This window comes from Pseudomonas sp. NPDC078416, assembly GCF_050268485.1.
In the GTDB taxonomy this organism is placed as follows: Bacteria; Pseudomonadota; Gammaproteobacteria; order Pseudomonadales; family Pseudomonadaceae; genus Aquipseudomonas.
In genome coordinates this window covers 28,673-41,478 of sequence record NZ_JBNNGV010000024.1, presented here as the reverse complement: position 1 = coordinate 41,478, position 12,806 = coordinate 28,673, and the positions used below count along the sequence as shown (strand labels likewise).

At 57.6% G+C, this 12,806-nt stretch carries 9 protein-coding genes; 2 read left to right on the top strand and 7 right to left on the bottom strand.

All coding sequences use genetic code 11. The features are described from left to right. Window positions 1-31 precede the first annotated feature (31 nt). Window positions 32-1,150, bottom strand: coding sequence for a dTDP-4-amino-4,6-dideoxy-D-glucose aminotransferase VioA (gene vioA, locus ACQKEN_RS19135; protein WP_427687908.1), 1,119 nt, complete (start codon window positions 1,148-1,150; stop codon window positions 32-34). A gap of 354 nt (window positions 1,151-1,504) precedes the next feature. Between vioA and ACQKEN_RS19130 the strand changes: the two genes are divergently transcribed. Both ACQKEN_RS19130 and ACQKEN_RS19125 read left to right on the top strand, forming a co-directional pair. Further along, window positions 1,505-2,746 (top strand): glutamine synthetase family protein, encoded by a 1,242-nt coding sequence (locus ACQKEN_RS19130; RefSeq protein ID WP_427687963.1) that lies wholly within the window; start codon window positions 1,505-1,507, stop codon window positions 2,744-2,746. A gap of 54 nt (window positions 2,747-2,800) precedes the next feature. After that, the gene (locus ACQKEN_RS19125; protein WP_427687906.1) at window positions 2,801-4,279 is read left to right on the top strand and encodes an MFS transporter; all 1,479 of its coding nucleotides are present in this window, start codon (window positions 2,801-2,803) and stop codon (window positions 4,277-4,279) included. Between the two features lie 327 nt (window positions 4,280-4,606). Here ACQKEN_RS19125 and ACQKEN_RS19120 read toward each other — a convergent pair whose 3' ends face one another. From ACQKEN_RS19120 to ACQKEN_RS19095, 6 genes are all read right to left on the bottom strand, one after another. Further along, window positions 4,607-5,647, bottom strand: coding sequence for an SEL1-like repeat protein (locus ACQKEN_RS19120; RefSeq protein WP_427687904.1), 1,041 nt, complete (start codon window positions 5,645-5,647; stop codon window positions 4,607-4,609). 48 nt (window positions 5,648-5,695) lie between these two features. Continuing rightward, window positions 5,696-6,664 carry a DUF6396 domain-containing protein gene (locus ACQKEN_RS19115; RefSeq protein WP_427687902.1) on the bottom strand — a complete coding sequence of 323 codons (969 nt, stop codon included), beginning with the start codon at window positions 6,662-6,664 and terminating at the stop codon, window positions 5,696-5,698. Window positions 6,665-6,737: 73 nt separating this feature from the next. Further along, window positions 6,738-8,705: a phospholipase D-like domain-containing protein gene (locus tag ACQKEN_RS19110; RefSeq protein ID WP_427687901.1), complete on the bottom strand. Its 1,968-nt coding sequence runs from the start codon at window positions 8,703-8,705 to the stop codon at window positions 6,738-6,740. After that, complete coding sequence (locus ACQKEN_RS19105) at window positions 8,705-9,745, bottom strand: SEL1-like repeat protein (RefSeq protein ID WP_427687899.1); 1,041 nt, start codon at window positions 9,743-9,745, stop codon at window positions 8,705-8,707. The genes ACQKEN_RS19110 and ACQKEN_RS19105 overlap by 1 nt, the downstream gene beginning before the upstream one ends. Before the next feature lie 53 nt (window positions 9,746-9,798). After that, the gene (locus ACQKEN_RS19100; protein WP_427687897.1) at window positions 9,799-10,851 is read right to left on the bottom strand and encodes a DUF6396 domain-containing protein; all 1,053 of its coding nucleotides are present in this window, start codon (window positions 10,849-10,851) and stop codon (window positions 9,799-9,801) included. Next, on the bottom strand, window positions 10,841-12,805 hold the full coding sequence (locus tag ACQKEN_RS19095; protein ID WP_427687895.1) for a phospholipase D-like domain-containing protein: 1,965 nt from the start codon (window positions 12,803-12,805) through the stop codon (window positions 10,841-10,843). The genes ACQKEN_RS19100 and ACQKEN_RS19095 overlap by 11 nt, the downstream gene beginning before the upstream one ends. Between the last annotated feature and the right edge of the window lies 1 nt (window position 12,806).

The window sequence follows — 12,806 nt, the reverse complement described above, 5'->3', positions numbered from 1 at the left end:
GGCGCACCGGCGATTTGAATGTGGGCGCAGCTCAGCGGTGCTCGGCCAGTACCGTCTGCATGATCGCGATGATGCTGGCGAATTCATCCGGGGTGAGGCTGTCGAAGATCGGCAGGCACAGAACCCGATTCGACACGTCGCTCGCCACTTGCAGGCGCTCCGGCCTGGCGGATTCCAGGCTGCGGTACATCGGGAATGACGAGATCAGCGGGTAGAAATAGCGCCGAACCAGAATGTCCTGCTCGCGAAAACGCTCGTACAAGGCGTCGCGGCTGATCGGAAAGGCGTCGCCCACCAGCACCGGGAAATAAGAATAGTTGTGGTGCTCGCCGGGGCTCCACAGCAAATCGATGCCGGGTATTTGCGTCAAGGCTTCGCGGTACATCGAATCGATCTGCTTGCGCCGGTCCAGGGCGCCATCAATGTAGTTGAGCTGCAACAGACCGAACGCGGCGTTGATCTCACTCATCTTGCCGTTGATGCCGGGGGCGACGACGGTCACTTCATCGGCGAAACCGAAATTCTTCAGGTAGTCGATGCGTTTTTTGGTCTTCGCATCCGGGCAGACGATCGCGCCGCCCTCGAAGGTGTTGAAGACTTTGGTGGCGTGGAAGCTGAGCACCGACAGGTCGCCGTTGCGCAGCAGGCTCTGCCCCTGATGCTGCACACCGAAGGCGTGGGCGGCGTCGTAAATCACTTTAAGGCCGTAGCGGTCGGCGATCTGCTGGATGCGGTCCACGTCACACGGCATGCCATAGCAATGCACCGGCATGATCGCGGTGGTCGCCGGGGTGATGGCCTCTTCAATGCGATCGGGGTCGAGGTTGAAGGTACCCGGCGCGATGTCGACGAACACTGGTTTCAGCCCGTTCCACAGCAGCGAATGGGCGGTGGCGACAAACGAGTAGGGCGTGGTGATCACCTCGCCGGTCACACGCAATGCCTGCAACGCCGTGAGCAGCGCCAGCGTGCCGTTGGAAAACAGGCACAAATGGTCGACGCCCAGGTACGCGGCCAGGTCTTTCTCCAGCTTTTCATGGAAGGGCCCGGCGTTGGTCAGGCGCTTGCTGTCCCATATCTGCTGCAGATAAGGCATGAACTCTTCCAGCGGAGGCAGCAGAGGCTGGGTGACCGGGATCGTTTTACTCATAAGCTTCCTGTGCTCTCTGACGCGCTGCGGGCTGTGCTCGTTGTCGCACGGCGGAACGCCCGCGCTGTGATGGCTGGCGTTGTCGAACGCTCGCCGTCATCGAAATGGCGTTTGCGGCGCTATGGCACCGAAAAAGCAAGAAGCCGGCCAACCCGCCGGGCTGCAAAGATGCGCTTGATATTCCGAACGCCTGACGCTTATTTTGTACGCCTTGCCGCCCTGCGGCGTGCCCAACGAAAAAGGATTTGAGTCATGAGCAGCGATGACCACCATTCACTCGCGCAGCGACTGATGGGCATTGATGAAATTGAATGCGTCACGCCGGATCTGAACGGCGTGCCACGAGGGAAGGTGATGACCGGCGAGGGCTTTCTGGAAGGCCGTCGGTTGCAGCTGGCGCGGGGCGTGCTGCTGCAGTGCATAGTGGGCGGCTACCCGCCGTCGAAATTCTACGGCAGCGACGACGGCGACCTGGCCCTGATCGCCGATCCGCAGCAAACGCACATTCTGCCGTGGAGCGATGAGCCCCGCGCCCTGGCGATCTGCGACGCCGACGAGCTCGACGGCCAGCCGTCGCCGCTGTCCACCCGCGGCCAGCTCAAATCCGTGATCGCCCGCTATGCCCGGCATGGCTGGTCGCCGGTGGTGGCCACCGAGCTTGAGTTCTTCGTCTTCGCCGCCAATCCCGATCCGAGCCAGCCCTTCCAGCCGCCGGTCGGTCTGGACGGCCGTCGCGAAGACGGCCAGTCGGCGTTCAGCATCAGTTCCAACAACGGCCTGCGACCGTTCTTCAAAGAGGTCTATGCCTGCATGGCGGCGCTGGGCCTGCCCCGCGACACGGTCATGCACGAGATGGGCGTCAGCCAGTTCGAGATCAATCTGCTGCACGGCGATCCGCTGCTGCTGGCGGACCAGACCTTTCTGTTCAAACACATGCTCAAGGAGGTCGCGCTCAAGCACGGGCTGATCGTGGTGTGCATGGCCAAACCGCTGGCCCACACCCCCGGCAGTTCGATGCACATTCACCAGAGCGTGGTCGAGACCACCACCGGCCAGAACATTTTCAGCGACCATCAGGGCGAGGCCACCGAGCTGTTCCATCACTTCATCGGCGGGCAGCAGGCGGCGATGGCTGACTTCACGGCGTTGTTCGCGCCTAACGTCAATTCCTATCAGCGCCTGTGCCATCCGTTTGCTTCGCCGAACAACGCCTGCTGGTCCCACGACAACCGCGCGGCGGGCCTGCGCATTCCGGCCAGCGCACCGGTCGCCCGTCGGGTCGAGAACCGTCTGCCTGGCGCCGACGCCAACCCGTATCTGGCCATTGCGGCCAGTCTGGCCGCGGGGCTCTATGGCATCGAGCACAGGCTGGAACCGTCGCCGGCGATTCAGGGCGAGTTCGTTGTGCCCGATAATCTGTCGTTGCCATGTACCCTGCACGCTGCCCTGGAACGTCTGACTCGCAGCACGTTGGCCAAGGAACTGTTTGGTGCCGAATTCATCGAAGGCTACGTCGCGTCGAAGACCCTGGAACTGACCAGCTTCTTCAACGAAATCACCCCCTGGGAGCGCCGCGTTCTGGCCGCTCAGGCTTAAGAATCGCTGTTCGGAAATCCTCTGAAATCGAGGGTTTCCGTCTTTTGGAAAGCTATGCGCCAAATCTGGAAGTCCTTTCGAGCGCTGTATTTTGCCTCGCTGATGATGTTGATCGGCTCGGGCCTGCTCAGCACCTACCTTGCCTTGCGTCTGGCCGCCGATCAGGTCGATGGCCTGTGGGTCGGTGCATTGATGGCAGCCAACTATGTCGGTCTGGCCTTGGGTGGCAAGATCGGCCACCGGCTGATCGGCCGGATCGGGCACATTCGTGCGTACGCGACCTGCGCGGGTATTGTCGGCGCGGCGGTGCTGGGCCACGGTCTGTTCGACTACCTCCCGGCGTGGATCTTCCTGCGGATGATTGTCGGCCTGGGCATGATGTGCCAGTACATGGTCATCGAGAGCTGGCTCAACGAGCAGGCCTCGCCCAAGCAGCGCGGCACGGTGTTCAGCCTCTATATGATCGCGTCGTACCTGGGGCTGGTGCTCGGCCAGCTGATTCTGGTCATCCACCCGCAGCTCGGCCCTGAACTGCTGATGCTCGTGGCGATGTGCTTCGCGCTCTGCCTTGTGCCTGTCGCCATGACCCGCAGCATTCACCCGGCGCCGATGCACCCGGCCCCGCTGGAGCCGCTGTTCTTCATGCGCCGCGTACCGCAATCCCTGACCACAGTATTGAGCGCCGGCATGATCATCGGCTCGTTCTACGGCCTGGCGCCGCTCTATGCCGCGCAACAGGGGCTGTCCACCGAGCACGTCGGTCTGTTCATGGCCAGCTGCATCGGCGCGGGCCTTATCGTCCAAGGTCCGCTGGGCAAACTGTCGGACCGCTACGACCGCGCCTGGCTGATCCGCGGTGTAGCGGTGTTGCTGGTGCTGGCTTCGCTGCCGCTGGCGATTCTCCCCAACGTGCCGATGGAAGTGCTGCTGGTGGTGGGCTTTCTTGCCTCGCTGCTGCAGTTTTCCCTGTACCCGCTGGCGGTGGCCTTCTCCAACGACCACGTTGAAGGCGAACGCCGCGTCTCCCTGACCGCGATGCTGCTGATGACCTACGGCGTCGGGGCGAGTATCGGCCCGCTGGTGTCCGGCGTGCTGATGAAAATGTTCGGCAGCAACATGCTCTACGCCTTCGTCTGCTGCGTGGCGCTGGTGCTGGTCACCCGTATTCGTCCGAAAGCCGTCACCAACCTGCACCAGGTCGAAGACGCCCCGCTGCACCACATCGCCATGCCCGACAGCATGTCCAGCTCGCCGCTGGTGGTCGCCCTTGACCCGCGTGTGGATGAACAGGTGGTGCAGGATCAGATGCAGGACGTTGAGCCTGAGCCTGAGATTTCGACCGAGGTTGCGCCGGATGTAGCGGCCGAAGTTGAAGTGCAGCCTGAGATGGTGGAGCGGGTCGTGGCGTCGGGTGAAGGCGTTGTGCGGCCGGTGGCGATTATGGATGAGGAAGTGGCTGCGGATGCTGGTACGGCTGGGCCGGATGAGGCGATTGAAGTGCGGCGGGATGTTGGGGTGGATCGGCCTTTGTGATGCGGCCTGGCTGTCCGGGCTCCCACAGGTGGGTTGTCTCACCCAGACAGCCCGAGCACCGCGAAATCCTGTAGGAGCGCGCTTGCCCGCGAAGGCGGTGTGTCTGTGAAATGGATGTCGGCTGGCCCACCGCCTTCGCCAGCAAGCTGCCTCCCACAGATTCAGTGCCTGACCCCAAAATTTTTGCTGAGGCAAAAACTGTAGGAGCGCGCTTGCCCGCGAAGGCGGTGCGTCTGTGAAATGGATTTCGGCTGACTCACCGTATTCGCGGGCAAGCGCGCTCCTACAGTTGATCCCCATGTAGCCGACAATCTGCGCCGAGTGCTATTACTTCAATCCGCTCAACGGCCAACCTGTTGCTGGATCAAGGTCTTTCTCCTCGCACATTCGTGCGATCAATTCTTCGCTGGGTGCGGATGGGGGTACGGCAGCGTCGCGCTTGCGCTTCCATTCGAATGTTTCGTCCCACTCGGGGAGTTTGGCGGGGGGGAGGGGGACGATCTGGTCGATGTCGGGAACCTTGGCGCCGAGGTGTTCGTATCTGCGCAGAAATTCGACTATCAGGCCATACCGACGAGATCTTTCCTTATCCTCATCTAAGCCCAACTTGTACAGAGCATTACTCTGTTTCGGCCCTAAAAAGGATTTTTTCAAAACCATTGCGGCCGATGAGTCTCCTGCTCTGATCGCGGTTTGATAACCCCGGATCGCTTCCCCAAAATCTTCTTGGACCTGCCGAACAGTGGCGTAGCGGAACGACGCTGCAGTATGTCCTTGTTCCGTGGCGCAACGAATCATCAAAAATGCGATTCCGCTTGCTTCCTTTATCCGTACCAAAGATTCCCCGGCGTAATACAAACCCTCCGGATTGCCAAGGTCCGCAGCACGACGAAAATAATATCGAGCAGCTTCGACATCCTGTTTGACCCCATATCCTGATTCCAGGTAGTGGCCCATGTCGTAATAGGCGCCGGGTATATTACTAGCCATAAGCTCCTCGACAAGATTGATCGTTTCTCTCTCCGGTCGCGGCGAACTGGTCAGTCCTTGAGATAGAAGCCCCTGCAGTCTTGTCGCGGCGCGGTAGTGAACGAATGCCGCAGCAATTCGGTAGTAGCGCGCCGCTTGGTCTAAGTTTTTCAGGCGTCCCGCTTGCGTCAGGTGCAAACCATATCGATACAAGCTTTCCGCATCAGCATCGAGAGCTGGCAGCTTTGTTGATTCATGCACACACTCGAACTCCAAGTTTTTGAACACGGCATCGTAATCGGATTTTTTAGAAACAGATTTCGTGATGTTGTTATCTTTCGCGTCGCAGCCAGTTAGAAGGAGCGCGAGTATTAGCGCCGCCGATCGGTAGTAATTCATATAAGTCCTTACATTTGCTCCAGTTCAAATACTCATGCACGACGGTTGCTACTTCAACCCACTCAGTGGCCAACCCGTAGCGGGATCAAGCCCCTTTTCCTCGCACATTCGCGCGATGAGCTCCTCGCTGGGTGGGGATAGGGGTACGGCGGCGTCGCGCTTGCGCTTCCATTCGAATGTTTCGTCCCACTCGGGAAGTTTGGCTGGGGGGAGGGGGACAATCTGGTCGATGTCGGGAACTTTAGCGCCGAGGTGTTCGTATTTATTCAAAAAGTTAGTTATAAGGCTATATCGTCGTGATCTTTCGCTATCAATATCGGCTGCTAAGTAATAGGTTTCGTTGCTTGTCTTGCTGTAGTTAAATGCCTCTCTAAGTCTGCGCGCTCCAGCGGGATTTCCGAATTTAGATGCTGATTGATAAGCTTCAAGAGCTTCAATGAATAGACCTTCATTCTTTCTCGATACGCCGTATCTCAGCGCCGCCTCGCGATGTCTCTGTTCCATGGAGCAGCGCATCATCGCAAGTGGGATGGCTCCAGCTTTACCAGTCTTCGCCAATAAATTAGCTACGTAATATTGAGCGTCCGGATTTCCATAGTCAGCCGCGCGTCTGAAATAGTAGCGAGCTGCTTCAGCATCCTGCCTGACACCATATCCGAGTTCAAGATAGTGACCCATATCATAGTAAGCTCCTGGGATGCCGCGGTTAATCAAATCTTCTACCAAATCAATAGTCTCTTTCGCGGGGCGCGGGGCGTTTGTTAGGCCTTGTGATAGCAGCGCTTGCAAGTTTGTCGCAGCACGATAGTGATCATGCGCGGCGGCGATCCGATAGTAGCGCGCCGTCTGATCGAAATCCTTTGGCCCGGAAAGTTGGGATAGGTGTAATCCATATTGATATAGGCGATGTGCATCTGGGTCCAGTGGAGGCAGACGATCTTTTTCATGAATACATTCAAACTCTAATCGTTTGAACGCGGCTTCCCAATCTGCTTTTTCTGGAACGAATGATGTCATTGGTTTGTCTCCATAATCACAACCAGCTAAGGATAAAATAAGTGCGAACAATGATCTCCGATAAAAATTGCATTTAGTCAACATTTTTGCGGCTCGGGCTGAGTCGTAAAAATTCCACGAGCGAACAAGCCGGTGTCCGTAGTTTGGCTTGACTCATCGGGTCTCGACGGTCACTGTTTTCAGTCAGCACATCGCTCCATTTCTGATATTCCGTTGATATGTCCTCACTCGAGCTGTTGCTCCCCGTATGCAACCCCCACAACTGCCTCCTCAACGGCCGCGCCACTGCCGGATCTTCCACGCATATATTCAACTCACTATCAGAACTCATACTCCGCTCATTAATATTCGCCGAGCCCAACGTGGTAAACACGTCGTCAATGATCATTAACTTGCTATGAATATAAACTTCCAACCAGTTATCGGGCGGAGAGTCCGGTGCAACAAGTGTGCAGATGTGGACTTTTAAACCAGGCACATCAATCGGGGTGATGGGGGCGCTTTTCTCGCTCTTGAGCTGCCTTTTTAGTTCTGCGTACTGTCTGGCCAGTTCATCGCGTTCGATTTCCAACCGTTCGATGGGTCCATCAAGCCTGCCCATCGCGTCTACACGGTTGTAGTAGGCGGCCAGTTTGACTTGCGCTGCAATGTATTCCTCGTGCAGCGCATCGAGCTTCGCTTGCCAGTAATCATCGTGTTCCAAACGCGCCACAGAGGGCATGACTTCACTGCGGCCCAACTGACGAAGCATGCGAAACGTGCCAAGTGCGCCGTCAGCCATGCCTTCGTCGGAGGAGTTGGTGACGACGAACAAATGCAGGTAGCCGTGTTCGCCGGGGTCGCGGCCGCCTTCGGCATGGCGCCGCGCGATGTCGACAACGGCGTCGGCGAACGGCTTCCAACGGAAATACTGGTTCTCGATGTAGATGAACTGGGTCGCGTTCTTGACCGCTTGCAGGTACATCGTCCGGATGTCGCGTTTCCCAGCCTCGGTCTGGGTGCGCAGCACTTGCGCCATCATCGGCGGCCCGAAGCCTTTGCGCGGTTTCAGGTGTGCGGCGAGGGGCTCGCGGGCGGTCTGCAGGTCAATGCCGGTCGCCTTCAGCCACGCCTGGGTGAAGTTGGCATTCAGGTCTTGCAGGACCGGGCCGGTCACGCGGCTGGATATGTCCTGCCTCGGCGTAAAACCGTTGCGCCCGTACACGTCATCAGCACGAGCATGGGCGTGGTCGTCGCGGTCCCAATAAGGGTCGAGCATGTTGTGGCCCATGACGAAGCCGACTGCCCGGTCAGCGTGTTCGTAGTCGACCAGCACCATTTTCTGGTGATGAGTGGGGATCACCGACATCGCCGCCGCTTTGCCGGCGGCCTCAAGTTCTGTCGCGCCTTGCTCCCGGGAGCGCGTCCATATTTGATAGGCAATCTCGGCTCGGTCGGCCAGCCCCAGGTCTCGGACCGCAAACTCGATGTTTTCGAAAGGCCGCGCGCCCGCCTTGAACAGTTCTTGTGCCTGCAACGTGATCCATCGGAAGCCCTTCAGTCCGGGGAACACCCTCTCCACCAGCGAACTGGCGCCGGTGTCAGGTGTTGAAGCGCGGCGGTACCATTCCCAGTCATACGCTTGCTGCCACGTGGAGCGCCAGTCGCCGGCGTGCGATGCAATAGAGGCCACGTTGCGTCCTGGTGTCATGTTCTCCGCGAACATCGCAGTGAGGTGCGCGCTGTCGGACCAGCACAGCACCCGCACCTTCACACCGAGGGAGGCTTTATTGACCAGCAATTCGCCGATGCACTGCGCCTGACCACCGCCGCGCTTGAAATGCATCGAAGGCTGAAACCCCCAGCAGATGATCTCCACCGAATGTTTTGCCGCCATGATCGCGTCGTGAACCGCGCCAAACGCGCGCTCGCCATTGACCAGCGGCTCGAAGGTCGCAGGCTTTGGCGAATACTCGCTGCACTCGACCATCCAGCGCTGGTTCATGACGGCCGATGAGGTCTGGCGGGTGGCGATGGGGCAGGTGATGGCGTTGAGGGGCATTACTTCAACCCACCCAACGGCCATCCTGTGGCGGGATCAAGTCCCTTCTCCTCACACATCCGCGCGACCAGCTCTTCGCTGGGGGGGGAAGGAGGCACGGCGGCGTCGCGCTTGCGCTTCCATTCGAATGTTTCGTCCCACTCGGGGAGTTTGGCGGGGGGGAGGGGGATGATCTGGTCGATGTCGGGGACTTTGGCGCCGAGGTGTTCGTATCTGTCTAGGAAGTCTTCGATGAGTCCGTACCTCCTCGATCTTTCAACATCTTTATCCTGAGCTAAGTAGTGCAGTATTTGTTCTGGTCTAGGACCGTCAAAAGCATGCTTCAACGTCATTGCAGTAACCGAGTCCCCCGCTTTCACTGCGCTTTGAAATCCTTGCAGCGCTTCTAAAAACCTTTGTTGGGCTTTACTCGAGATGCTATAGCGCCTAGCCGCTTTTGTGTGGCCTTGCTCCATGGCGCAACGCATCATAAATTCCGCTGCAAGTCCGCCTTGGCCGATTCGGGCGAGCATGTCGGCGACGTAATATTGTGCGTCAGGATTGCCCATCTCTGCTGCTCGTCGAAAATAATAACGAGCAGCTTTACCGTCCTGTTTGACCCCGTATCCAAGTTCAAGATAGTGGCCCATATCGTAGTACGCTCCAGGGATGTCCCGAGCAATCAAGTCCTCTACTAGATTGAGCGTTTCCCGCGCCGGACGCTTGGCCGCCGTCATGCCCTGCGATAGTAAGACTTGCAAATTCGTGGCCGCACGATAGTGTCCATGCGCCGCGGCAATTCGGTAGTAACGTGCCGCCTGATCAAAGTCTCTCGGGCCTCTTACCTGGGTCAGGTGCAGTGCATATCGATACAAAAGTTCTGCGTCAGCATCGAGAGGTGGCAGTTTTTCTGATTCATATACGCACTTGAACTCCAGGTTTTTGAATGTGGCGTCGTAATCGGCTTTCTCAGGAACGAATTTCGCTGTGTTGTTATCGTCCGCGTCACAACCTTTTAGAAACAGCGCTAGTGTTAGCGCCGCCGATGGGTAGTAATTCATACCAGTCCTTAGAGTTTCTCTTCAGCTCAAGTGCTCACGCATCAAAAGGGGCATTACTTCAACCCACTCAACGGCCAGCCGGTAGAGGGATCAAGCCCTTTCTCCTCGCACATCCGCGCGATCAATTCGTCGCTGGGTGGCGATGGAGGCACGGCGGCGTCGCGCTTGCGCTTCCACTCGAAGGTTTCGTCCCACTCAGGGAGTTTGGCGGGTGGGAGGGGTACGATTTGGTCGATGTCGGGGACTTTTGCGCCGAGGTGTTCGTATCTATCCAAGAAAACTTCGACGAGCCCGTATCTTCGGGACCGTTCGATATCTTTGGGCTGTGCAAGATAGTCGGAGTTGTCTTTAGACTGCCCACCTATAAAAGCTTTCCTGAGAATCATCGGACTTACAGGGTCTCCGGCTTTTATCGCAGTTTGGTAAGCTTGTGCAGCTTTCTCATATTCCTCTCTGGTTTCCTTCTCGATGGCGTACTCCAACGCTGCTTCAGTATGTCCTTGATCCATAGCGCAGCGAAGCATGGTTAGGGCGACCTGTCCTGCGCCACGGATTCGGCTCAACGAATCAGCCACGTAGTATTGTGCTTCAGGATTGCCCATGTCGGCGGCACGCCTGAAATAGTATCGGGCCGCATCAGCATCCTGCCTGACGCCATATCCGAGTTCGAGATAGTGCCCCATATCGTAATAAGCTCCCGGAACTCCTTGGTTCATGAAGTGCTCCGTCAGATTTATCGTTTCATGCGCTGGATGTTTGGCGCTAGTCATGCCTTGTGATAGCAGTGCCTGTAAGTTTCTAGCTGCTAGATAATGGTCGAAAGCAGCAGCAATGCGGTAGTAACGCGCGAGTTTATCAAAGTCTTTAGGGCCTGTTACTTGAGCTAAGTGTAATCCGTACTTATAAAGCTCATCTGCATCCGGATGCAGTGCTGGTAGATGGTCACGTTCATGAATACACTGAAATTCTAGGCGCTTGAATGCTACATCGTAATCGGCTTTCTCAGGAATGAAGTCTGTCACAGGTTTGTCCCCATAGTCACAACTGCTCAAGATCAGAATCAATGCTACAGCCGAAACTGTATTGCCAATATAGTTAATCAACATTTTTACGACTTGGGCTGGTTCGTAGGAACTCAACAAGTGATTGTTTAGGTCGTAGGAGCATGGGCACGTCCTGCTGAATTCGTCTTCGCTTATTTTCTTTGATCTTCTTAGTCCATACTTTAAATGCTTCTTTAATGTCTTCGGGTGTTTCCTCCCCCGTATGCAACCCCCACAACTGCCTCCTCAACGGCCGCGCCACCGCCGGATCTTCGACACATATATTCAACTCACTGTCCGAGCTCATACTCCGCTCGTTAATATTCGCCGAGCCCAACGTGGTAAACACGTCATCAATAATCATCAACTTGCTATGGATATACACTTCCAGCCAGTTATCGGGCGGGGAGTCTGGTGCAACTAGAGTGCAGATGTGGACTTTTAAACCAGGCACATCAATCGGGGTGATGGGGGCGCTTTTCTCGCTCTTGAGCTGCCTTTTTAGTTCTGCGTACTGTCTGGCCAGTTCATCTCGTTCGATTTCCAACCGTTCGATGGGTCCATCGAGCTTGCCCATCGCGTCCACACGGTTGTAGTAGGCGGCCAGTTTGACTTGCGCGGCAATGTACTCCTCGTGCAGCGCATCGAGCTTCGCTTGCCAGTAATCATCGTGTTCGAGACGCGCTACAGAAGGCATGACTTCACTGCGGCCCAACTGCCGGAGCATGCGAAAAGTCCCAAGTGCGCCGTCTGCCATGCCTTCGTCGGAGGAGTTGGTGACGACGAACAAATGTAGGTAGCCGTGTTCGCCAGGATCGCGGCCGCCTTCGGCATGGCGCCGGGCGATGTCGACCACCGCGTCGGCAAACGGCTTCCATCGGAAATACTGGTTCTCGATGTAGATGAACTGGGTCGCGTTCTTGACCGCTTGCAGGTACATCGTCCGGATATCGCGTTTCCCTGCCTCGGTCTGGGTGCGCAGCACTTGCGCCATCATCGGCGGCCCGAAGCCTTTGCGCGGTTTCAGGTGGGCGGCGAGGGGCTCGCGGGCGGTCTGCAGGTCAATGCCGGTCGCCTTCAGCCAGGCCTGGGTGAAGTTGGCGTTCAGGTCCTGGAGCACCGGGCCGGTGACACGGCTGGATATGTCCTGCCTCGGCGTAAGACCGTTGCGGCCGGACACATCATTGGCATGAGCATGGGCGTGGTCGTCGCGGTCCCAATAGGGGTCGAGCATGTTGTGGCCCATGACGAAGCCGACTGCGCGATCAGCGTGTTCGTAGTCCACCAGCACCATTTTCTGGTGATGAGTGGGGATCACCGACATCGCCGCCGCCTTGCCGGCGGCCTCAAGTTCTGTCGCGCCTTGCTCCCGGGAGCGCGTCCATATTTGATAGGCAATCTCGGCTCGGTCGGCCAGCCCCAGGTCGCGGACCGTAAACTCGATGTTTTCGAATGGCCGCGCGCCCGCCTTGAACAGTTCTTGTGCCATTAACGTGGTTAATCGGAAGCCCTTCAGTCCGGGGAACACCCTTTCCACCAGCGAAGTGGCGCCGGTGTCAGGCGTTGAAGCGCGGCGGTACCATTCCCAGTCATACGCCTGCTGCCACGTGGAGCGCCAGTCGCCGGCGGGTGATACAAAAGAGGCCAGGTTCCGGCCTGGTGTCATGTTCTCCGCGAACATCGCAGTGAGGTGCGCGCTGTCGGACCAGCACAGCACGCGCACCTTCACACCGAGGGAGGCTTTATTGACCAGCAGTTCGCCGATGCACAGAGCCTGATCACCGCCGCGCTTGAAATGCATCGAAGGCTGAAACCCCCAGCAGATGATCTCGACCGAATGTTTTGCCGCCATGATCGCGTCGTGAACCGCGCCAAACGCTCGCTCGCCATTGACCAGCGGCTCGAAGGTCGCAGGCTTGGGCGAATACTCGCTGCACTCGACCATCCAGCGCTGATTCATGACGGCTGATGAGGTCTGGCTCGTGGCGATGGGGCAGGTGATGCTGGGTGTGTTCATC

What these genes read in the sequence shown, in the direction of transcription:
- vioA (WP_427687908.1), bottom strand. Translation starts at nt 1,150, where the DNA reads ATGAGTAAAACGATCCCGGTCACCCAGCCTCTGCTGCCTCCGCTGGAA.
- ACQKEN_RS19130 (WP_427687963.1), top strand. Translation starts at nt 1,505, where the DNA reads ATGACCGGCGAGGGCTTTCTGGAAGGCCGTCGGTTGCAGCTGGCGCGG.
- ACQKEN_RS19125 (WP_427687906.1), top strand. Translation starts at nt 2,801, where the DNA reads ATGCGCCAAATCTGGAAGTCCTTTCGAGCGCTGTATTTTGCCTCGCTG.
- ACQKEN_RS19120 (WP_427687904.1), bottom strand. Translation starts at nt 5,647, where the DNA reads ATGAATTACTACCGATCGGCGGCGCTAATACTCGCGCTCCTTCTAACT.
- ACQKEN_RS19115 (WP_427687902.1), bottom strand. Translation starts at nt 6,664, where the DNA reads ATGACATCATTCGTTCCAGAAAAAGCAGATTGGGAAGCCGCGTTCAAA.
- ACQKEN_RS19110 (WP_427687901.1), bottom strand. Translation starts at nt 8,705, where the DNA reads ATGCCCCTCAACGCCATCACCTGCCCCATCGCCACCCGCCAGACCTCA.
- ACQKEN_RS19105 (WP_427687899.1), bottom strand. Translation starts at nt 9,745, where the DNA reads ATGAATTACTACCCATCGGCGGCGCTAACACTAGCGCTGTTTCTAAAA.
- ACQKEN_RS19100 (WP_427687897.1), bottom strand. Translation starts at nt 10,851, where the DNA reads ATGTTGATTAACTATATTGGCAATACAGTTTCGGCTGTAGCATTGATT.
- ACQKEN_RS19095 (WP_427687895.1), bottom strand. Translation starts at nt 12,805, where the DNA reads ATGAACACACCCAGCATCACCTGCCCCATCGCCACGAGCCAGACCTCA.